This window comes from Glaesserella sp. (assembly GCF_041814905.1).
In the GTDB taxonomy this organism is placed as follows: Bacteria; Pseudomonadota; Gammaproteobacteria; order Enterobacterales; family Pasteurellaceae; genus Glaesserella.
Window position 1 is genome coordinate 35,267 of record NZ_JBGXYA010000017.1, and the last position, 22,484, is coordinate 57,750.

At 42.2% G+C, this 22,484-nt stretch carries 19 protein-coding genes and 1 tRNA gene; 10 read left to right on the forward strand and 10 right to left on the reverse strand.

What is annotated here, in order from left to right; translation table 11 throughout:
* Positions 1 to 87 precede the first annotated feature (87 nt).
* From corC to ACEYJ7_RS02825, 5 genes are all read left to right on the forward strand, one after another.
* Positions 88 to 978, forward strand: coding sequence for a CNNM family magnesium/cobalt transport protein CorC (corC, locus tag ACEYJ7_RS02805; protein WP_373777504.1), 891 nt, complete (start codon positions 88 to 90; stop codon positions 976 to 978).
* Positions 978 to 2,498, forward strand: a complete 1,521-nt coding sequence (gene lnt / locus ACEYJ7_RS02810) for an apolipoprotein N-acyltransferase (protein WP_373777505.1) — start codon at positions 978 to 980, stop codon at positions 2,496 to 2,498. The genes corC and lnt overlap by 1 nt, the downstream gene beginning before the upstream one ends.
* A gap of 125 nt (positions 2,499 to 2,623) precedes the next feature.
* Positions 2,624 to 3,202, forward strand: a complete 579-nt coding sequence (gene rpoE / locus ACEYJ7_RS02815) for an RNA polymerase sigma factor RpoE (RefSeq protein ID WP_373777506.1) — start codon at positions 2,624 to 2,626, stop codon at positions 3,200 to 3,202.
* A 15-nt stretch (positions 3,203 to 3,217) separates the two neighbouring features.
* Positions 3,218 to 3,835: a sigma-E factor negative regulatory protein gene (locus tag ACEYJ7_RS02820; RefSeq protein WP_373777507.1), complete on the forward strand. Its 618-nt coding sequence runs from the start codon at positions 3,218 to 3,220 to the stop codon at positions 3,833 to 3,835.
* A 61-nt stretch (positions 3,836 to 3,896) separates the two neighbouring features.
* Positions 3,897 to 4,358, forward strand: a complete 462-nt coding sequence (locus ACEYJ7_RS02825) for a DUF5358 family protein (protein WP_373777508.1) — start codon at positions 3,897 to 3,899, stop codon at positions 4,356 to 4,358.
* A gap of 80 nt (positions 4,359 to 4,438) precedes the next feature.
* Here ACEYJ7_RS02825 and gyrA read toward each other — a convergent pair whose 3' ends face one another.
* From gyrA to hflD, 6 genes are all read right to left on the reverse strand, one after another.
* The gene (gyrA, locus tag ACEYJ7_RS02830) at positions 4,439 to 7,102 is read right to left on the reverse strand and encodes a DNA topoisomerase (ATP-hydrolyzing) subunit A (protein WP_373777509.1); all 2,664 of its coding nucleotides are present in this window, start codon (positions 7,100 to 7,102) and stop codon (positions 4,439 to 4,441) included.
* A 258-nt stretch (positions 7,103 to 7,360) separates the two neighbouring features.
* Positions 7,361 to 7,445 (reverse strand) — tRNA-Leu (locus ACEYJ7_RS02835).
* 87 nt (positions 7,446 to 7,532) lie between these two features.
* Positions 7,533 to 8,411, reverse strand: coding sequence for a 4-hydroxybenzoate octaprenyltransferase (gene ubiA / locus ACEYJ7_RS02840; protein WP_373777510.1), 879 nt, complete (start codon positions 8,409 to 8,411; stop codon positions 7,533 to 7,535).
* 3 nt (positions 8,412 to 8,414) lie between these two features.
* Positions 8,415 to 9,176: a DeoR/GlpR family transcriptional regulator gene (locus ACEYJ7_RS02845; protein WP_373777511.1), complete on the reverse strand. Its 762-nt coding sequence runs from the start codon at positions 9,174 to 9,176 to the stop codon at positions 8,415 to 8,417.
* 74 nt (positions 9,177 to 9,250) lie between these two features.
* Positions 9,251 to 10,621 carry an adenylosuccinate lyase gene (gene purB / locus ACEYJ7_RS02850; RefSeq protein ID WP_373777512.1) on the reverse strand — a complete coding sequence of 457 codons (1,371 nt, stop codon included), beginning with the start codon at positions 10,619 to 10,621 and terminating at the stop codon, positions 9,251 to 9,253.
* 22 nt (positions 10,622 to 10,643) lie between these two features.
* Positions 10,644 to 11,273, reverse strand: coding sequence for a high frequency lysogenization protein HflD (hflD, locus tag ACEYJ7_RS02855; protein WP_373777513.1), 630 nt, complete (start codon positions 11,271 to 11,273; stop codon positions 10,644 to 10,646).
* A 449-nt stretch (positions 11,274 to 11,722) separates the two neighbouring features.
* Here hflD and lon point away from each other — a divergent pair, with 449 nt between their 5' ends.
* Positions 11,723 to 14,128, forward strand: coding sequence for an endopeptidase La (gene lon, locus ACEYJ7_RS02860; RefSeq protein ID WP_373777514.1), 2,406 nt, complete (start codon positions 11,723 to 11,725; stop codon positions 14,126 to 14,128).
* Positions 14,129 to 14,240: 112 nt separating this feature from the next.
* Here the strand turns inward: lon and leuD are convergent, their stop codons facing one another.
* From leuD to rsuA, 4 genes are all read right to left on the reverse strand, one after another.
* Entirely contained in the window at positions 14,241 to 14,843 is a 603-nt protein-coding gene (gene leuD, locus ACEYJ7_RS02865; protein WP_373777515.1) for a 3-isopropylmalate dehydratase small subunit, read from the reverse strand.
* A gap of 10 nt (positions 14,844 to 14,853) precedes the next feature.
* Positions 14,854 to 16,263 carry a 3-isopropylmalate dehydratase large subunit gene (leuC, locus tag ACEYJ7_RS02870; RefSeq protein ID WP_373777516.1) on the reverse strand — a complete coding sequence of 470 codons (1,410 nt, stop codon included), beginning with the start codon at positions 16,261 to 16,263 and terminating at the stop codon, positions 14,854 to 14,856.
* A 326-nt stretch (positions 16,264 to 16,589) separates the two neighbouring features.
* On the reverse strand, positions 16,590 to 17,777 hold the full coding sequence (locus tag ACEYJ7_RS02875) for a Bcr/CflA family multidrug efflux MFS transporter (RefSeq protein WP_373777517.1): 1,188 nt from the start codon (positions 17,775 to 17,777) through the stop codon (positions 16,590 to 16,592).
* Complete coding sequence (gene rsuA / locus ACEYJ7_RS02880; RefSeq protein ID WP_373777518.1) at positions 17,777 to 18,469, reverse strand: 16S rRNA pseudouridine(516) synthase RsuA; 693 nt, start codon at positions 18,467 to 18,469, stop codon at positions 17,777 to 17,779. Before rsuA ends, ACEYJ7_RS02875 begins: the two co-directional genes overlap by 1 nt.
* A gap of 134 nt (positions 18,470 to 18,603) precedes the next feature.
* On the opposite strand from rsuA, the gene ACEYJ7_RS02885 reads away from it, so the two are divergent.
* The 4 genes from ACEYJ7_RS02885 to ACEYJ7_RS02900 all read left to right on the forward strand — a co-directional run.
* On the forward strand, positions 18,604 to 19,257 hold the full coding sequence (locus ACEYJ7_RS02885; RefSeq protein ID WP_373777519.1) for a YchE family NAAT transporter: 654 nt from the start codon (positions 18,604 to 18,606) through the stop codon (positions 19,255 to 19,257).
* Between the two features lie 5 nt (positions 19,258 to 19,262).
* Positions 19,263 to 20,795, forward strand: coding sequence for a peptide ABC transporter substrate-binding protein (locus tag ACEYJ7_RS02890; RefSeq protein WP_373777520.1), 1,533 nt, complete (start codon positions 19,263 to 19,265; stop codon positions 20,793 to 20,795).
* A 9-nt stretch (positions 20,796 to 20,804) separates the two neighbouring features.
* Positions 20,805 to 21,902, forward strand: coding sequence for an iron-sulfur cluster carrier protein ApbC (gene apbC / locus ACEYJ7_RS02895; RefSeq protein ID WP_373777521.1), 1,098 nt, complete (start codon positions 20,805 to 20,807; stop codon positions 21,900 to 21,902).
* A gap of 258 nt (positions 21,903 to 22,160) precedes the next feature.
* Positions 22,161 to 22,484: 2,3-bisphosphoglycerate-dependent phosphoglycerate mutase (locus tag ACEYJ7_RS02900; protein WP_373777522.1), on the forward strand; the 324-nt coding region annotated here is incomplete at its 3' end.

Below are 22,484 nucleotides of genomic sequence, written 5' to 3' on the forward strand. Positions count from 1 at the left end.
TAGAAAGCACAGAATATGCCTTAATGTCGATTTTTTATCTAAATTGTGATAATTTTCGCCTGTTTTATTTGTTAATGAGTAAATTCAATGAGTGATGACCAATTTAGCGTAAGTGCGCAAGATAAAAAGTCTTTTTTAAAATCCTTATTCGGCGGATTATTTCAACAAGAGCCGAAAAATCGTGAAGATTTAGTGGAAGTAATACGTGATTCTGCAGAAAACGAATTAATTGATAGCGACACCAAAGAGATGATCGAAGGGGTGATGGAAATCTCGGAACTGCGTGTGCGCGATATTATGATTCCTCGTCCGCAAATTGTATTTATTGATGCAGACCAACCGTTAGACGCTTGTGTGGATATTATTATTGAATCCGCACATTCGCGTTTCCCAGTTATTCGTGACGGTAAAGATACGATAGAAGGTATCTTACTCGCTAAAGATTTGCTGAAATATTTACGTTCTGACTCCGAACCTTTTGAAATGGCGGAAATTCTGCGTCCGGCGGTGATTGTGCCGGAGAGCAAGCGGGTTGACCGAATGTTAAAAGAATTCCGTTCGGAACGATTCCACATGGCGATTGTGGTGGACGAATTCGGCGCGGTTTCAGGGTTGGTCACCATTGAAGATATTTTGGAGCAGATTGTCGGCGATATTGAAGATGAATTTGATGAAGAAGAAGTCGAACCGATTCGTCAGCTTTCCCAGCATAGTTATGCGGTACTTGCGTTAACCGATATTGAACGGTTTAACCAGCAGTTTGCGAGCGGTTTTGATGATGAAGAAGTGGATACTGTCGGCGGATTAGTGATGCAGGCATTCGGACATCTACCAAAACGAGGGGAGGAAATTAACTTACAGGGCATCACTTTTAAAGTGACTTCCGCAGACAGTCGTCGCTTAATTCAATTGCGCGTGACGGTTTCCGATGAACAGCTTGAATTAATGGAACAACAAAAAGAGAAGTCTGGCGAATAATGAAAATAGCAAAAAATCCTTCTTTTCTGACCGCTTGTGTCGCATTGGTTTCAGGGGGAATAGGCGTGTTAGCTTATTCCCCGTTTGACTATTGGTTGGTGGCTTTTGTTTCTGCTGCAGGGTTAATTTGGCTTGCCACACTGGATCATAAAAAAGCGGCATTATGGGCAACATTGCTTTGGGCAGTGAGTTATTTTGCCATCGGTGTAAACTGGGTGCAAATCAGCATGATCCAATTCGGTGGTGTTCCTGAAATAGTCAGCTATCTTGCAGTACTGCTCTTAGCACTTTATTTGGCATTATATCCGCTACTTTTTGCTTATACGGCACAATGTTTTCAACTGAAAAATCCGTGGGTATTGGCGAGTATTTTTACCTTTACCGAATATTTGCGTGAAGTCGTGTTTACCGGTTTCCCTTGGCTACAATTTGGCTATAGCCAAATTGATAGTCCGTTTTACGGAATCGCCCCGATTTTGGGCGTAGAAGGCGTTACTTTCTTTGTCATGGTAATAAGCGGCTATGTCGTACAACTATGTCGTCAATTTGCAAAAAAATTGCTAAAACAGACCGCTTGTATCGTGCAACTGATTGTAGTACTGGCTATGGCATTCGGTGCGCAGTTTATTCGTTTTGTTGAAACGGATACCGAGAAAGCGGCAATTAATATCAGCCTGGTTCAAGGTAATATCGAGCAGCGGATGAAATGGGATCCGGCATATTTCCGTAATACTATCACGACTTACGAACAATTAATTGCTCCGTTATTGGGGAAAAGTGATGTAATTATTTTGCCGGAATCGGCGATTCCGGCGTGGGAAAATGAAATTGAACCGTTGCTACAACAGTGGCAAATTACGGGGCAGAAAATGGGAAGTGAGATTATTATCGGAACCTTATATCAACGCGGACAAGAATTGTTTAATAGTGCGGTGGTGTTGGGGAGTGCATCTTTCCCTTATTCACTGCATCAATCTCCGCGTTTTAACAAATATCATTTAGTTCCTTTCGGGGAATATGTTCCTTTTGGTAATTTGTTGGATTGGATGCGCGAAATGTTTATATTACCAATTAATCTTTCTAAAGGGGATTATATTCAAGCACCTTTAGTGGCAGGTCAGCGTCGGTTTAATATGGCGATCTGTTATGAAATTATTTTTGGTGATCAGGTTCAGCAAAATCAAAAAGCTTATCAAGCAGACTATCTGTTAACGATTTCAAACGATGCATGGTTCGGTGCGAGTATTGGTCCATGGCAACATCTCCAAATGGCGAGAATGCGAGCGTTAGAATTAGGTAAACCGTTAATTAGAGCCACCAATACCGGTGTGACGGCATTTGTTGATGCTTTCGGCCAAGTGATTTTACAGGCTCCGCAATTTGAAGCGACAAGTTTGACCTACACTTTACAAAGTACAAAAGGAAATACGTTATTCGGGGAATTCGGTCGTTGGTTAAGTTACGGAATGTGCTGGATAATTTTATTATTATCAGGGGGAATTTACTTATTTCGTCGATAAGTAAATTGTTTGATGAATTTTTATTCAATTAAATCGTTCAAATGAACTTTTCGATTAACAAACACACTAATCGGTGTGCAAGAGAGAAAAATAAAATAAGCGTAGAACTTAGGAGACGCAACTAGATGAGTGAGCAGATAACCGATCAGGAATTGGTTGAGCGTGCACAAAATGGTGATAAAAAAGCGTTTAATTTACTCGTCGTGCGTTATCAAAACAGAGTCGCAGGGTTGCTGACGCGTTATGTGGCACGTGATGATATTCCGGACATTGTGCAAGAATCTTTTATTAAGGCTTACCGTTCGTTAGAGTCTTTCCGAGGCGAAAGTGCCTTTTATACATGGCTTTACCGAATTGCAGTGAATACTGCAAAAAACCATTTAACCGCTTTAGGTAGAAGACCGCCCAAAGAAGACATTTTGGCAGAAGATGCCGAAAGTTATGATAGTGGCGTGCAATTACGTGAAGCCGATACACCAGAAAATCTGGTGTTATCAGACGAACTGAAACGTGTGGTATTCGATACAATCGAAAGCTTACCCGAAGAACTTAGGACCGCAATTACTTTGCGTGAGTTGGAAGGATTGAGTTACGAGGAAATCGCAGAAGCAATGCAATGCCCGGTCGGGACGGTTCGTTCACGAATTTTTAGAGCCAGAGAAGCGATTGACGCTAAAGTTAATCCTTTAATGCAACAGATTTAAACCCTTGGAGTCATTATGCAACAAAAAGAAACACTATCCGCCTATATGGATGGACATGAAGTGGATGGTAAATTTATCAACACTTTGTGTAATAGTGATGAGCTAAAACAAAAGTGGGCAAATTACCATGTAATCCGTAGTGTGATGCGTGGTGAAGAGCTCCTTTTGGGAAGTGATTTCTCAGCGAAAATGGAAGCGCTAATTGAACAGGAAAACATTGAAAAAACAGTTCAAACTGAGAAACCGCGTGGCTTATTGCTTAAACTTAAACGTTGGGGAACTCCGCTTTTACAAGGCGGAATTGCGGCATCAGTCTGTTTAATCGCGGTGTTAAGTGTTAACACCATAAATAGTAGTGATGAAGTTGCTCAACAAACCGAACAACCGGCATTACAAACACTGCCGTTTACTAATGCGGTTCAGCCTGTAAGTTATAATGCGCCGACGAAAGATCAACCGACAGCGGAGCAATTAGAGTATCAGCAACGTCGCATTAATGCATTATTACAAAATCACGAATTACAGCGTCGCACAAATATTGGTGCAGTCGGTTTAGATGAGACTGAAAAAGCGCAATCCCAAACATCCGGAACACAAGAAACGGTAACGCCGGAGCTGCCAGCGCAGAAATAATGAGATATACTATACATATCCCCACTTAGGTGGGGATTTTTGTATTTGTAGGAGTTAGATTATGATTAAAAGAACAATATTTACGGCAGTATTGGCGTTATTTACCTCTTATTCGGCAGTGGCGACCGCCAATGATAATTATGTTGTAAAAAATGTGCCAGCTTATCGAATTTCCGATACGGATGTAAAAATTTTGATTCGCCAGATGAATAATATCGAACAGTGTATTTACCCCGAATTAGGTAAAGAAGGTTATGAGAAGATTTATGAAAACTGGAAACTGGAAGATACTTTTGCCATGCGCTTTTATCAGGACAAAATTTTGGAGAGTTTAATCGGTCCGGAAAACTTTGCAATATGGATGCAAGATAAAGCCTCTCAAGATTTCTTTTTCAATAAAGTTAACCAATTTAATCATCAAGTGGCAAATGTTGATCCAGAGCGTTGTGAAGAATTTAAACTTGAATATCAACAACGTCTAGAGCAGGCGAGAGAGCTTATTAGTCAATATCCGAATAAATAATGGCGTTAATTAAAACAGGTTGTTTATGTAATAAAAAAGTCCGGTTTAATGCCGGACTTTTGTTTATAAGAATATAGACGCTATTCTTGAGAATCTGCCGTCTCAGCGTCTTCATCATCTTCGATTTCACAAATACGCTCAAGGCTGACCACATGTTCATCTTCCGCAGTACGGATAAGACGTACGCCTTGGGTGTTGCGTCCGATAATGCTGACTTCGTTCACTCGAGTACGAACAAGGGTTCCTGCATCGGTAATCATCATAATCTGGTCGGTTTCTTCTACTTGTACCGCCGCAACAACTTTTCCGTTACGTTCGTTTACTTTGATAGAAACAACCCCTTTAGTTGCACGGGATTTCACCGGATATTCGTTCAATGCTGTACGCTTACCGTAACCGTTTTGAGTTACGGTTAAAATTTCACCTTCAGTGTGAGGAATGACTAATGATACCACTTTATCGGCACTGAGATTAACTCCTGTAGTTTCATCTTCTTCATTTTCCATTAGCTCGATTTCGACTTCTTCGGCATCATCAGCCGAAATTTCGCTGGTTGCTAATCGAATTCCTCGAACCCCTGTTGCCACACGCCCCATACCTCGTACGGCTTTTTCTGCAAAACGCACCACACGACCTTGTGCCGAGAACAACATAATTTCACTATCGCCATTGGTAATATCAACACCAATAAGTTCATCGCCTTCGCGAAGTTTTAACGCAATCAGACCGCTTGATCTCACATTGCTGAATGCGTCTAACGACACTTTTTTCACTGTGCCGCTGGCAGTTGCCATAAAGATAAATTTATCGGCACTGAACTCGCCGTTTGGCACAGGTAGAATTGCAGTAATACGTTCATTTTCTTCTTTAACTAACGGTAAAATGTTTACAATCGGTGTACCGCGTGCGCCACGGCTTGCTTGTGGTAATTGATACACTTTTAGTTGATATAGGCGACCACGGCTTGAGAAGCAGAGAATCGTATCGTGGGTATTTGCTACTAACAATTTCTCGATAAAGTCATCTTCTTTCATCTTCGTTGCGGATTTCCCTTTACCGCCACGACGTTGTGCTTCGTAGTCGGAAAGCGGTTGATATTTCACATAACCTGCGTGAGAAAGCGTTACAACCACATCTTCTTGTGCAATTAAATCTTCTAAATTGATATCTGCAGAGCTTGCAGTAATTTCGGTACGGCGTTGATCGCCAAATTCCGCTTTGACTTTCTCAAGCTCTTCACGAATGACTTCCATTAAACGTTCTGCACTGTTTAAGATATGGAGTAATTCACCGATAACCACGAGAATTTCTTTGTACTCATCCACGATTTTCTCGTGTTCTAAACCAGTTAAACGGTGTAAACGGAGTTCTAGAATCGCACGAGCCTGTGCATCGGATAAATAATATTCGCCATTACGCACACCACAGTTTTCAGGTAAATCATCCGGGCGAGAGGCATCGACACCGGCGGCTTCCAGCATTGGAGCCACGTTACCTAAATCCCAAGCGCGCGCCAATAAGCCTTCTCGTGCTTCTTCTGCAGTTTTAGATGCGCGGATCAATTCGATAACCGGGTCGATATTCGCTAATGCAATCGCCAAACCTTCCAAAATATGGGCACGTTCACGGGCTTTGCGTAATTCAAAAATAGTACGACGAGTAACCACTTCGCGACGATGTAAAACGAAGGCTTCAATAATTTGTTTGAGGTTTAATACTTTGGGTTGGCCATGGTCAAGTGCCACCATATTAATACCGAAAGTCACCTGCATTTGAGTTAAAGCGTAAAGCGTGTTTAGCACGATTTCACCAACGGCGTCACGTTTAATTTCAATCACAATACGTAAACCGTCCTTATCGGATTCATCACGCAATTCACTGATGCCTTCAATTTTTTTCTCTTTGACCAATTCAGCGATTTTTTCGATTAAACGGGCTTTATTTACCTGATAAGGAATTTCTGTCACGATAATTTGTTCGCGCCCTTTTGCCGTAGTTTCCACACTGGCTTTTGCCCGTACATACACTTTACCGCGTCCGGTGCGATAAGCGTCCTCAATCCCTTTACGCCCATTGATAATCGCTGCCGTCGGAAAATCAGGACCCGGAATATACTGCATTAATTCTTCGATAGTGATTTGATCATTTTCGATATAAGCAAGGCAACCGTCTAATACTTCATTTAAGTTATGCGGAGGAATATTCGTTGCCATACCAACGGCAATGCCAGATGAACCGTTAACCAATAATGCCGGAATTTTAGTCGGTAATACATCGGGGATCATCTCTTTACCGTCATAGTTCGGAGAGAAATCTACGGTTTCTTTATCTAAATCCGTCAGTAATTCTTGGGTAATTTTCTGCATACGGACTTCGGTATAACGCATTGCCGCCGCCGCATCGCCATCAATCGAACCGAAATTACCTTGCCCGTCTACCAACATATAGCGCAATGAAAACGGCTGCGCCATACGAACAATGGTGTCGTATACGGCAGAATCACCGTGCGGGTGATATTTTCCGATGACATCTCCCACAACGCGCGCAGATTTTACATGCGGTTTGTTATAGGTGTTGTTGTTTTGATCCATTGAGAAAAGTACACGACGATGAACCGGTTTTAAACCGTCGCGCACATCGGGCAACGCACGTCCGACAATAACGGACATTGCATAGTCAAGGTATGATGTTTTCAGCTCTTCTTCGATACTGATGGGGGTAATATCTTTGGCTAATTCGCTCATTGAAATTTCCTAATCACGTGATAAAAATGCCCTAAGTAAAGGGGCGAAAATTGAGCGGGATTATAGCATAGAATGGCTGGAAATGGGCGGAAAGTTTGGCTTTTTATCGTTGGATGTGGAAATACAAGCGGTTGGTTTTACGCTAAAATTTGCAAATTTTCGGTTAAAACTCACCGCTTGTAATGAAATCGTTATGAATAAAAAACCTAAAAGAATGTAACCATTCTTTTAGGTTCTTATGGAGATAATTCACTGATTTGGTGCCTAAGGTCGGACTCGAACCGACACACCCGAAGGCGGCGGATTTTGAATCCGCTGCGTCTACCAATTCCGCCACTCAGGCAAATCAGTGGGAGCGATTATAGAAATCTTCTTTTTTTTATGCAAGCGGAATTATGATGAAATTAATCGTTTGTCTTTATTTTCAGCATTATGCGCTGTAAATGCCGATAACAATCGCAATAAAAAATCCCATTCCGACATAATGGTTATTTAAAAATGCTTTAAAACACGCTTCACGTTCGCGCTGCTTGGTTAAATAACATTGATAAATAAACAGCGTAGACGTCACGGCAAGAGCAATAAAATAGGCAATCGAAAACCCGTTGAGTTTGCCGTAAGCCGTTAACAATAACAAAGTAATAAATTGAAGCAGTGCAATAATTTTGTTGTCGTATTGCGCAAATAAAATTGCAGTCGATTTTACCCCGATACGCAGATCATCATCACGATCGACCATCGCATACTGTGTGTCGTAGGCGACTGTCCATGTTAAATTCGCAAAGAAAAGCAGCCAACATGCCAACGGAAGAGACTCACTGACTGCACCGAATGCCATTGGAATTGACCAACCGAACGCCATTCCTAATACAAGTTGCGGTAAATGGGTATAGCGTTTCATAAAAGGATAGACAATGGCCAATCCGGCGGCAATCACGGACAACCAAATTGTATATAAATTAAGCTGAAGTACTAATAAAAATGCGATGATAAGCAACGAAATAAACAGCACTTTTGCTTCCGCTTCGGTTGCTCTGCCGGTGGCAAGAGGACGTTGTACCGTACGTTTTACCTTGCCGTCAATATGGCGATCGGCATAATCATTAATCACACAGCCTGCAGCACGCATGACAATAACGCCCAAAACAAAAATCATCAACGATGAAAACGGCGGAACCCCTTTGGAGGCAGTAAATAACGCCCAAAGAGTCGGCCATAATAATAAAAACGTACCGATTGGCTTATCCAGCCGCATTAACTGGATGTAAGCCAACCATTTATCACGGGTAAAATGTTGGACTAAGGACATAAATTATTCGTTACAGAAATAAACGGCGACGTTTGAAAGACTTAAATGTTGTTGCAATTCTAACGGTAATTCACTGTCTGTAAACAGGTAATCGACCTCTTTAATGTCACCTAAACGGGCAATCGCTTTACGGGTAAATTTGGAGTGATCCGCAACTAAAACAACCTTACGTGAACTTTGCATTAATGCACGTTTAACCTGAATTTCGTGATAGTCGTAATCCAACATTGAACCGTCACGATCGATTGCGCTAATGCCTAAAATACCGAAATCCAATCGGAATTGTTGAATAAAATTCACCGTGGCTTCACCGATAATTCCCCCGTCCGCACGTAAATCACCGCCGGCAAGGGTGATTTTGAAATCATCCTTTTGCATTAAAATATAGGCGGCATTGATGTTATTTGTCACGATGCTCAAATTTTTGTGTGTTAGCAGAGCCTGAGCCACGGCTTCGGAAGTGGTGCCAATATCCAAAAATAGCGATGAACCGTCCGGCACCAATTTGGCGACTTGTTGGGCAATGCTGTTTTTTTCCTTCGAGAAAAATTGTTTACGCTCCGTGTAATCACTGTTTTCCGTTGTCGATGGTGAACCTGCGCCGCCGTGATGACGGCGAATCAAATTGTTTTCCGCCAATTCATTGAGATCACGACGAATAGTTTGCGAACTTACCCCCAATTGTGTCACAAGTTCCTCGGTACTGATGTAGCCAAGTTGGTTAACTAACTCAATAATTTTGTTGTGTCGAATGGATTGTTTCATTTTTATTTTCCCATCGTTTTGCAAACTACCACGCGAAACAGACCGCTTGCAAGCGGTCTGTTTCGGCTACTTTTTTACAATTTTTCTACTAACTCCACCGCATAGCCGATATAGCTTGCCGGTGTCATCTGTTTTAAGCGATCTTTTTCTGCTTGCGGTAACGTTAAACCGTCGATAAAGTGGCGCATAGCCTCACCGTCAACCCGCTTACCTCGAGTCAGTTCTTTTAACTTTTCATATGGTTTTTCAATGCCGTAGCGACGCATGACGGTTTGAATCGGCTCTGCTAACACTTCCCAATTTTGGTCTAACTCTTCGGCTAGGTGCTGCTCGTTTACTTCTAATTTGCTGATTCCTTTTAAGGTTGCCGCATAAGCGATTAATGCGTAGCCTAAGCCGACACCTAAGTTACGTAGAACAGTAGAATCCGTTAAATCACGTTGCCAACGGGAAATCGGTAATTTTTGACCTAAATGGGTCATTACTGCATTGGCTAAACCTAAGTTGCCTTCAGAATTTTCAAAGTCAATCGGATTCACTTTGTGCGGCATGGTCGATGAGCCGATTTCACCCGCAACAGTGCGTTGTTTAAAGTGATTTAAAGCAATATATCCCCACATATCGCGGTCGAAGTCGATCACGATAGTATTAAAGCGTGCGACACAATCAAAAAACTCGGCGATATAGTCATGCGGTTCAATTTGCGTGGTGTACGGATTCCACGTCACACCTAAAGATTGTTCGATAAATTCTTGACTGAACTGATGCCAATCAATTTCAGGATACGCCGCTAAATGTGCATTATAATTGCCTACCGCACCGTTGATTTTGGCTAAAATCGCTATATTTTCAAGTTGTTTATATTGGCGCTTTAACCGATAGGCGACGTTTGCCATTTCTTTACCAATAGTCGTCGGGCTGGCCGGCTGACCGTGCGTACGGGAAAGTAGCGGAATTTTTTTGTAACGGTCGGCAAGTTCAGCGATGGTATCAATGACTTTTTTCCATTCGGGAAGTAACACTTCTTCACGTGCTGTTTTTAACATTAAAGCGTGCGACGTGTTGTTGATATCTTCCGAAGTGCAGGCAAAGTGGATAAATTCGCTGATTTTTGCAAGTTCCGGCAAAGCTTCGCTTTTCTCTTTTAAGAAATATTCGACTGCTTTTACGTCATGGTTGGTGGTTCGCTCAATGGTTTTGATTCGTTCCGCATCGGCTAGCGAAAAATTGGTCACAATTTGGTTTAAGTAATCGTTTGCTTCTTTTGATAAGGCTGAAACTTCACTGATTTGTGGGTGAGAAGCCAATTTTTGTAACCAGCGTACTTCTACGGTCACGCGGAATTTCAGTAAACCGAACTCACTGAAAATCGGACGAAGTGTCGCAGCTTTATCTTGGTAGCGGCCATCAATAGGGGACAATGCAGTTAACGCATTCAGTTGCATAAATTTGTTCTCCGGTTATAGATTATAAAGAGGAATATAAAGATTGTACGGTGCTTAGAATTTTTCTGCGTGAGAACAGAAATTGCCAGCGGCTGCCTCCGACCTGTTGCCATAAAATGCCTGCGCGGATTCCGGCGAGCAAGGTGGCGCGTACGCGGTGTTGAATATCCGGGCGGGCAAGATAATCGTGTACGCCTAACACTTGGATTTTGGCACCAAGCGGGCTGATGACGTCGCTATACACACTTGCCATATTGGCGATCATTTGCTCATGCAAAATATCGCTGTCATAAAGAGACAGTTGGCGATTTAATTGTTGTAATCGTTGTGCTAATACGGTTTTAGCTTGCGGATTTTTATCCAACTTTTGGCTAAGAGCAAGAATGGCAATCCAATAACGTCCTATTTCGGTATCCAATTTTCCTTGTCTACCGCCAAATTGGGCTAATGCTGTTTCCAGCCCGAATTTAAGGTGTTCTAACTGACCGTCGAACACGGCGAGTGTCGAATCCGGTTGCGTGATTAACAAGCTTTCTAGGGAATATTTGAATATATTTCGATCCGCCGTGCCTTTGTGCGCGAATTGCTGAACCAGCGCGGCACTTTGACATACGCCCGCCAAAGCGATGGAGATTTCTTGATAATTTGCCATTTTTCAATGCATCGATTTGTAAAATTAGGCGGAAAATATAGCACAAAACAGTGAAGAAATGTAGATGACTTTAGCAATGTAAGTTCGATGGAAAGGTATACAACGTCTTTGGCTACGTTCTCATTTACCTGTTGAAGACGATAGTGTCTCCGCATATATGTTGAAAGACGAAAAACGGTGGCAACTTTTTTCAGTTTACAAGCGGTCGGAAACCGCACTATTTTTGCAAATTATTCGTTATTTTCGACCGCTTGTTTTGACTGACAGATAGTGTGTTCTTCAAAATAGGGATAAACGCCTTAATCCGAATGCGATTTGGTAAGTCTGCCCAAAATATCCGTATGATTTTTCAGCGGTAAAATTTCCTCTTATCAATTTATCTATTTTTCTCTTGTATTTCCCGAATCAACCCCCATAATTGAAAGTATTGAATTGAGGAGAGCAGAAAGATGGCAAGAAAAAAGAAACCAATCGAATTACCACTATTACCGCTACGTGACGTAGTGGTGTTTCCATTTATGGTAATGCCGTTGTTTGTAGGGCGGGATAAGTCTATCCAAGCGTTACGTGCGGCGATGGAAACCAATAAGCAACTGTTTTTAGTGACACAAAAAGATCCGAATAAAGAAGATCCGACAGCGGACGATATTTATGATGTCGGGGTAATGGCAAATATCATTCAAATGCTGAATTTGCCTGACGGCACGGTGAAAGTGTTGGTGGAAGGGCAAGTGCGCGCCAAAATCGACCATATTCATGATGATAAAAATGGCTTCTGGGTAGGTGTTTCACCGCTGGTTTCAGATTATCAGGACGATAATGAAGAGTTAAAAGCAATCGCCAAAACCGCATTAAATGAATTTGAAAATTATGTGAAAAGCAATAAAAAAGTGCCTGCGGAAATTGTGCCTAAACTGCATAAAATCACTTTTGAGGATCGCCTTGTCGATACGATGGCGGCAAATCTCGTTGCGCCGGTAAAACAGAAACAAGCTCTGCTAGAAGAAGCAAATCTGATTGCGCGTTTTGAAGCGCTGTTGGTTGCGATGGCAACGGAAATGGATACGATGGAAACCGAAAGCCGTATTCGTAACCGCGTGAAACAACAAATGGAGAAAAATCAGCGCGATTATTACTTAAACGAACAGATCAAAGCGATTCAAAAAGAATTAGGCAATGGCGAAGAGCATGAACAGACAGAGTTGGATAAACTTAAAATCAAGATTGACGAAGCTAAACTTCCGACTGAAGTCAAAGATAAAATAGATAATGAGTTCAACAAACTCAAAGCTATGCCTCAAAGTTCTGCCGAAGCGACGGTGGTTCGCGGTTATATCGATTGGATTTTACAGATGCCGTGGAACAAGCGGTCAGTTGTGAAGAAAAATTTACAAAAAGCGCAAGAAGTGTTGGATAAAGATCACTACGGTTTAGAACGAGTAAAAGAGCGTATTTTGGAATATCTTGCGGTACAAAGCCGTTTGAACAAAATTAAAGGTCCGATTCTCTGTTTAGTCGGACCTCCGGGAGTCGGGAAAACGTCGTTGGGTCAATCGATTGCTAATGCAACCGGACGCAAATATGTACGTATGGCATTGGGAGGCGTGCGTGATGAGGCGGAAATTCGCGGTCACCGTCGTACTTATATCGGTTCCATGCCGGGGCAGTTAATGCAGAAAATGGCGAAAGTCGGCGTACGTAACCCGTTATTTTTGCTCGATGAAATCGACAAAATGGCACAGGATATGCGCGGCGATCCGGCTTCCGCATTATTGGAAGTATTGGACCCTGAACAGAACAAAGCCTTTAACGATCACTATTTAGAAGTGGATTATGACCTTTCCGATGTGATGTTTGTGGCAACCTCTAACTCGATGCATATTCCGCCGGCGTTGTTAGACCGTATGGAAGTGATTCGTCTTTCAGGTTATACCGAAGATGAAAAAATGCACATTGCGAAAGAGCATTTGATTGCAAAACAAAAAGAGAATAACGGTATTAAAGAGAACGAACTGACTATTGAAGACAGTGCGGTTCTCGGCATTATCCGTTATTACACCCGTGAAGCCGGTGTGCGTAATTTAGAACGTGAAATCGCAAAAATCTGCCGTAAAGCGGTAAAAGCATTAGTATTGGATAAGACGTTGAAATCAATTTCCGTTTCCGATAAGAATCTGAAAGAGTATTTGGGCGTACAGCGTTTTGATTATGGCAAAATGGACAACCAAAACCGTATCGGTGAAGTGACTGGTTTGGCGTGGACGGAAGTCGGTGGTGATTTATTGACCATTGAAACTGCATCTGTTGTCGGTAAAGGTAAATTCTCTTACACCGGTTCTTTAGGTGATGTGATGAAAGAATCTATCCAAGCAGCAATGATGGTGATGCGCGCGAGAGCCGAAAAATTGGGCATCGCGATGGATTTCCACGAAAAACGGGATATCCACGTTCACGTACCGGAAGGTGCAACACCGAAAGACGGTCCGAGTGCGGGTATTGCGATGTGTACGGCGTTGGTTTCCAGTTTAACCGGTAACCCTGTTCGAGCCGATGTAGCGATGACCGGTGAAATTACACTTCGCGGTAAAGTGTTACCGATCGGTGGTTTAAAAGAAAAATTGTTAGCCGCACACCGTGGTGGTATTAAAACCGTGATTATTCCGAAAGAAAATGAAAAAGATCTAGAGGAAATCCCGGATAATGCAAAACAAGCGTTAGAGATTCATGCGGTAGAAACTATCGATGAAGTACTGGCAATTGCATTGCAAAATCCGCCCGAAGGTGTTGAGGTAATACCGCAATCGACAAAGCCGATTAAGGTGAAAAAAACCAAAACGGTTCCTGCAATTCAGTAGTCATAACCAAAATGAAACAGCACGCCGAAAAGCGTGCTGTTTTTTTTATGTAGTAGGTTTTGGCGGATACCATAAAAAACGCCCACTAAGTTGTGTGCGTTTTTTTATTTTCTTAGCGTAAAAATGCCGGAATTTTACTTTCGTACTCTGCAATTTTGTCTTCGTATTGTAGAGTTAAACCGATATTATCCAAGCCGTTTAACAGGCAGTGACGGCGGAATTCGTCCAACTCGAAGCGATAGATTTTTTCACCGACCGTTACGGTCATTGCTTCTAAATCAATATGAATCGGTTTGCCTTCATTTGCCCACACCCATTGGAAAATTTCTTCCACTTCCTCTTCGCTCAGACGAATCGGCAACATATGGTTGTTTAAGCTGTTGTTGTAAAAAATATCGGCGAAACTCGGGGCGATCATGGCTTTAAACCCATAATCTGCTAATGCCCATGGCGCATGCTCACGGGAAGAACCACAACCTAAATTTTTACGCGCCAACAGAATGGTTGCGCCTTGATATTGAGGATAATTCAACACAAATTCAGGGTTGGGCTGCGTTCCTTCAACATCCAAATAACGCCATTCGTGAAATAAATGCTTGCCGAAACCGACACGGGTAATCGCTTGGAGAAATTGCTTCGGAATAATTGCATCGGTATCGACATTTGCCGCATCAAGCGGAACGACTAAACCGGAGAGTTGTTTAAAACCTGCCATGATGAGCTCCTTAATTTAATTCTACGTGGCGAATATCAACAAATTTGCCGAACACGGCTGCAGCGGCAGCCATTGCCGGGCTGACCAAATGGGTACGCCCGTTACGCCCTTGGCGACCTTCAAAATTACGGTTGCTGGTTGACGCACAACGTTCCCATTCCCCCAAACGGTCATCATTCATGCCCAAGCACATAGAGCATCCCGGGTTACGCCATTCAGCCCCTGCTTCAATAAAGATTTTATCCAAGCCTTCTTTTTCCGCTTGTTCTTTAACCAAACCGGAACCCGGTACGACAAGGATACGTTTTACGTTGTCGGCTTTTTTGCGCCCTTTCATCACGGCGGCGGCGGCGCGTAAATCTTCAATACGGGAATTGGTACAAGAGCCGATGAAGACCTGATCGACAGGGACGTTTTTGAAATCCGTGTTTGGTGTTAAACCGATATATGCCAGTGCTTTTTCGGCGGAAGCGCGTTGCACCGGATCCGCCATATCGGCAGGATTCGGAATAACTTGATCGATGCCAATCACCTGTCCCGGATTCGTTCCCCAAGTCACTTGCGGTGAAATGTCTTTCGCTTCTAAGGTGACAACCGTATCAAATTCGGCATCTTCATCGCTTTTTAAGGTTTTCCAATATGCAACGGCATCATCCCAATCCTTTCCTTTCGGCGCATGAGGACGATCTTTTAAATAGGCAAAGGTCGTTTCATCCGGAGCGATTAAACCGGCTTTCGCCCCCAATTCGATAGCCATGTTACACACGGTCATGCGGCCTTCCATCGATAAATCACGAATGGCTTCGCCGCAGAACTCTACGACGTGTCCGGTACCGCCCGCCATGGTGGTTTTACCAATAATGGCAAGCACGATATCTTTTGCGGTAATACCCGGCGCGACTTTACCACGGACTTCGATTTTCATATTTTTCGCCCGAGCCTGTTTTAAGGTTTGGGTCGCAAGGACGTGTTCCACTTCGGAGGTGCCGATACCGAACGCCAATGCACCAAACGCCCCGTGCGTTGCAGTGTGCGAGTCGCCGCAAACAATTGTCATGCCTGGCAAAGTGAGTCCCTGTTCCGGTCCCATCACATGCACGATGCCTTGTTCTTTGGTATTCATGTCAAATAAGGAAATACCGGTGGATTGACAGTTTTTTTCCAGTTCCAATACTTGGATTTTGGCTTGACCTTCCAGTTTACTGACATCACGTACTTGAGTGGAAATGCTGTGATCCATTGTGCCGAATGTTTTTTCAACTTGACGGACTTGGCGATTGGCGACACGCAATCCATCAAAAGCTTGAGGACTGGTCACTTCATGAATCAGGTGGCGGTTAATATAAAGAATCGGGGTTTCGCCGGCTTCTTCATGCACCACATGGGCATCAAATAATTTTTCGTATAGGGTTTTTTTCATAACTGTGTTCCAACTCTAAAATAAACTAACAAGCGGTCGGATTTACAAGAAATTTTGCAAATTTTTCAGTAAAAGCAACCGCTTGCATAAGTGGTAAGGAATATAACCGCTATTAAAATGAAAGTAAAACGCTATTTTTGCTTAAAATAGTGGCTTTTATGCTGCGAAATAAGCGAAAAATCGCCACTTTTCTACACTTTAAAGTGAAAAATTCTGTTTGATGTAAATCTGAAAAGATCTTATCCAGAAAAATCTTCAATTTGTAGGGCTTTGATAAAAAGGACACTCACTTTGATAGGTTTTCCCTTTTTGCACAAACTTCATTTTTACTCACTTTCTTTGCAAGAAAGGAAGTAATAAGCAATACAGGACGTAATGACACAAGTTGCCATGGCAAAGACCATTGGTCGTTCAGTGACTAATGGAATATGCGAGAGGACTAAACCGATTAAAGATCCGATCCCGAAACGTGCGGTGCCTGCCACGGCATTTGCCGTACCCGCCATTTGCGGATAACGGTCTAAAATCGCGGCAGAAGCGTTACTACCGATAGTCGGGTTAATCCCGATAAATACGGCTACGGCAATTGCCATCGGCCATAAGCCAAGTTGAAAAATACCGCAGATGATAAGCCAAAGACCGGCAAGTAGTTGTATGGACAGCCCGAAACGTAGCATTTTTTCAGAACCGATTTTTGAAATTAAACGCCCGTTAATAAATGTCATCACAATCATGATCGAGATATTCATGACGAAAAAATAACCGAAGTGTTCGATTGAAACACCGTATATTCCGATATAAATAATCGATCCTGATGTTAAAAAACAGAACATTCCGGCAAAAGAAAGTCCGCCGACTGAGACATACCCTAATGTTGCTTTATGGGAAATCAATGCGGCAAAATTTTTTAATACTTTTCCGAAATTAAGCGGTACTTTATTTTCTGGTTTTAAGGTCTCCGGTACATAGGTTGCAACCAATACCGCGCATAGCATTCCCATTGCCATCAACACATAGAAAATAGAATGCCAATGGAACCACTTCGCCAAATAACCGCCGACGATTGGAGCGACTAACGGTGCTAACATCGTGATAATCATCATCGTAGACATAAAACGGGCGAATTGATTGCGGTCGAACATATCCCGCACAAGTGCGCCGACAACGACAGCCGGAGCTGCGCCGAAGAGTCCTTGAATTAATCGTAATAAATAGAAGCTATTAATGTCTGCTACCGTGGTTAGAAAATAGGAGGAAACGGCTCCGCCGATAATGCCGATTAAAATAATCGGTTTACGTCCGAAACTATCGGCAATCGGCCCCCATAGTAATTGACCGCCAGCAAAGCCAATGGTGAATATTGCCAACGTGGTTTGGACCTTTTCCTGTGAAACGGCTAAATCACTGGCAATATTTAAAAAAGAAGGAAGATACATATCAATAGCCAGCGGAGGCAGCATTGATAATAATCCCAGAATGAGGACTAATAAGCCGTTTGGTCTGATTTTATTCATTAAAAACTCTCTATTTCTTGTTCGGTTAAGGTGCGGAATTCACCTTCCTGTAAATTGTCATCTAAGGTGACATTACCGATTCGCCAACGGTGTAATGCGATAACTTTGTTACCGACGGCGGCAAACATCCGCTTAACTTGGTGATAGCGCCCCTCACTAATAGTGAGATTCACATTATAATCATCCAAAATTTCTAATTGAGCCGGTTTAGTTACTGTTTTTTCACCGCGTAACAATATACCTTGCTCAAATTGTGCCATATAGAAATCCTCAACAGGGTCGGCAAGGGTCACTAAGTACGTTTTTTCACAATGATATTTAGGGGAAGTAATGCGATGTGACCATTGCCCATCGTCGGTTAATAGTACAAGTCCGGTAGTATCGGCATCCAAACGCCCGGCACAATGTAATTTTGTAGTAAGAGGATGGTCAAAAAATTGAAAAACGGTTGGATAATCGCCGTCATCATGTGAGCAGACACAATTTTGTGGTTTGTTAAACATAAAATATTGTCCGTCTCCCATCCATTCCAGCAGTTTGTCCTCAAAACAGACTTCGTCTTGTTCGTTAATTTTTGTCGCACCGTTTTTTTCGATTTGCCCGTTAACGCTAACAAGTCCGTTTTTTAATGCTTTGCTTGCCTGAGAACGGGTTAAGCCGGTATTTTCGGCGATAAATTTATCTAATCGCATATTGATTTTATTAAGTTATAAAAATAGACATTATAGATCTATTTGACCTTTTTCGTTGTAAATTTTTGCAAGCCTTTTGTGATATTCCCGAGTATAATGCACACCAATTTTTGGTGACATTTTTGAGCTATTTTGTGGAAATTGTTATTAATTTTGCGATTTATTTGCAATTCTTTATTGGTCTGTTTGCGATTGTAAACCCTTTCGGTACTTTACCGATCTTCTTTAGTATGACGGCTCATCAATATGAAGCGGATAGAAATCGTACTAATTTGATTACTTCGATTTCGGTCGGTGTAATTTTGCTTGTCAGCCTTTATTTCGGTAAATTAATCCTTGATGCTTTTAGTATCTCACTCAATTCTTTCCGTGTTGCGGGCGGGATTTTGATTGTCAGTATTGCAATGACGATGATCAGCGGTAAGCTCGGTGAACATAAACAGAATAAAGAAGAGAGTAAAGAAGATGTTTCCGAATACGAAAACATCGGCGTTGTACCGTTGGCAATGCCGATTATGGCAGGACCGGGAGCAATAGGCTCTACCATTGTTTGGGGAACCCGCTATCATAATTGGGTTGATTATATCGGTTTTAGTGTAGCAATTATTTTATTTGCGATTATTTGTTACGTGTTGTTTCGTTTTTCTGCACCTTTGGTGAAAAAATTGGGTAAAACGGGTTCAAATGTTGTCACACGTATTATGGGCTTAATCTTAATGGCGCTCGGTATAGAAATTATTGTCGCGGGGTTAAGTAATTTATTTCCGGGACTGACTTCAATAAATTAGAGGATATGGCAAATTTTTTATCTAAACGGCTGGCAAAAGTGGCTGTGAGTCTTTGGTTATTAAGCGGATGTGATGATGTTACCATTACGATTCCTCCGTCTTCCGAACAAAAAACGGAAGCAAAGACAGCGCTAAAACCAGTAGAACTCCAACGTGTACTTTATGGAACAACTTGGCAGTTTGACCCGCATTTTGTTCAAAATACGGCGCAAGGTGCATTACTACGCGATCTCTTAGTCGGATTGGTTGCTTTTAATGCTAAAGGTGAAACGGTACCTGCAATCGCGGATGAATGGTTTAGTGAAGATGGAAAAAAATGGCAATTTATACTGAAAGAGACTGCTCGTTGGTCAAACGATGAGCCTGTGACTGCTGCTGATTTTATGGCAAGCTGGCAGCGTTTGAGTAATCCGCAATATCGTTCTCCGTTAGCGCATTATTTGATTTATATGGGAGTCGAAAACGCAAAAGCGGTGATAGCTGGTGAAAAACCGGTCTCTGATTTAGGCGTTCAAGCATTAAACGAACACACTTTACAGATTACACTTCAACAGCCGAATTACCAATTACCGAGAATGTTGGCACATTTAGCCTTGTTACCGACTTATCAAGGCTTAAAGCCTGAAGCGGAACAAGTTTTTATTAGTAACGGCAGTTATAAAATTGCAGGACAGACGAAAGATAAAATCAACTTGCAGGCAATCGAAATGGATACACCCTTTCAGCAAGTGGTTTATCGGTTAGCAATGAATGGTACAACGTTACAAAATACCGACATTGTGGAAAACCCGACGGAAAATCATTTACCCAATAGTGTAAAATTACCTCGTTTGTGTACCTATTTTTATGAGTTTAATTTTGCCGATCCGATTATGCGTAAACGTGAAGTTCGCCAAGCTATTCGCGCAATGGTTTCTTCGGCGGAAATCAGCCAAGATTTAGGTATGCCGAATCATTTAGTTCTGCCTAAAACGATGTTAAGCGAACAAGAAAGACAATTATCCACAGCCAGTTCCGAACAATTATTGCACCAACTTGGCATTGAGGCAGGCCAACCAATAAAAATCAGTCTCACATACGACAATCAAGGACAGCATGCTGTGATTGCAGAACGTATCGGGCGGACGTTAGGTCAATCGGATTTATTCCGAGTGAGTTTACAACCAGTGGATTGGCAACAATTATTGGAACAGCGTGAACAAAAAGCTTTTCAGCTTATTCGCTCAGGTTGGTGTGCAGATTATGATGATCCTCTGTTATTCTTAAATCAGTTCCATTCCGCAAGCCCGGACAATAAAAGCAACTATAAAAATGAGATAGTAGATAAACAATTGGAACAACTACACAAAGAGGCCCTAACCAAAGAACAGCGTGATCAATTGATTTTAAACATCGTTTACCAACTAGAGTATGATGTTGCGATTTTGCCGTTATTTCAATATCAACGCAAAATGGTGATAGACCCAAGTATTCGCGGCGTTAATCCTCTTAACGCTAGTGAAGTGATTTACAGTAAAGATTTATATCGACAAGAATAAGGATAAACAATGAATCAACTTAATGAGCAACAACTTGCTGAAATTAAAAGCATTTTGCAAAGTTTTCAGCATGCGACGTTGCAAAAAGATTTAATTACATTAAATACGTTGAAAAAAGCCGAATTAGGCGGTGGAATTTTACGTATCGAATTAACGATGCCGTTTGCGTGGAACAGCGGTTTTGCACAGCTTAAAGCCGCAACCGAACAAAAATTGAAGGACGCAACAGGTGCAAGCGGTGTGAAATGGATATTAAATTACCAAATCGCCACCCTTAAACGCGCCAATAATCACCCTCCGGTAAACGGGGTAAAAAATATTTTGGCGGTGACTTCCGGCAAAGGCGGCGTGGGGAAATCTACTACAGCCGTTAACCTTGCACTTGCATTAAAAGCTCAAGGTGCTCGAGTGGGGATTTTGGATGCTGATATTTATGGCCCTTCCATTCCGCATATGCTAGGTGCGAAAGATCAGCGTCCTGTTTCGCCGGATAATAAACATATTACTCCGATTGAAGCGCACGGCTTATATTCAAACTCTATCGGTTATTTAATGGCGGAAGACAATGCAACTATTTGGCGCGGTCCGATGGCAAGCAGCGCGCTAAGCCAATTATTGCAGGAAACGTGGTGGCCGGATTTAGATTATCTTATTATCGATATGCCGCCGGGTACAGGTGACATTCAACTTACCTTGTCACAGCAAATTCCTGTGACCGGTGCCGTAGTGGTGACAACTCCGCAAGATATCGCACTGTTAGACGCAATTAAAGGGATTTCAATGTTCCAGCGGGTATCAGTGCCGGTTCTCGGCATCATTGAGAATATGAGTGTTCATATCTGTTCAAACTGTGGGCATCACGAGCACATTTTCGGAACCGGCGGAGCGGAGAAAATTGCGCAAAAATATCACACGCAAGTGCTAGGACAAATGCCGTTACATATCCGCTTGCGTGAAGATTTAGACAGTGGTAAACCAACGATGATCGCCGCTCCTGAAAATGAAATCAGCCAAGCCTATTTGGGATTAGCGGCTAAAGTCGCAGCAGAACTTTATTGGCAAGGCAGCGTCATTCCTTCTGAAATTATGATTCGCGAAGTAAAATAACATTTTTTTATTGATGACAAGCGGTCACTTTTTGCAAATTTTTTGCAAAAAGTGACCGCTTGTCTTTTTACTCGGAAACATAAACGAAGCATCATTCCTGTCAGCGTTTAAATTAATTTTTTTGCCGAAAAATTTATCAACTATTTGCGAAAGATCAGCTTTTCAATGAAAGAACAGTGGTTGTACTTTCAAAATGGGGCGTTTTTTGCTATAAAGAAAAGGTTTTCAAATCAACTCAACATTCTTATAGGAGAACGTATGGAATTAGTATTTATTCGTCATGGCTTCAGTGAGTGGAATGCTAAAAACTTATTCACAGGTTGGCGTGATGTTAACTTAACAGAGCGTGGTATTGAAGAAGCAAAATCGGCAGGTAAAAAATTATTGGACGCCGGTTATGAGTTTGATATCGCTTTCACTTCTGTACTAACTCGTGCAATCAAAACCTGTAACATCGTGTTAGAAGAATCTAACCAACTTTGGATTCCACAAGTGAAAAACTGGCGCTTAAACGAACGTCACTACGGTGCGTTACAAGGTTTGGATAAAAAAGCGACCGCCGAGCAATATGGTGATGAGCAA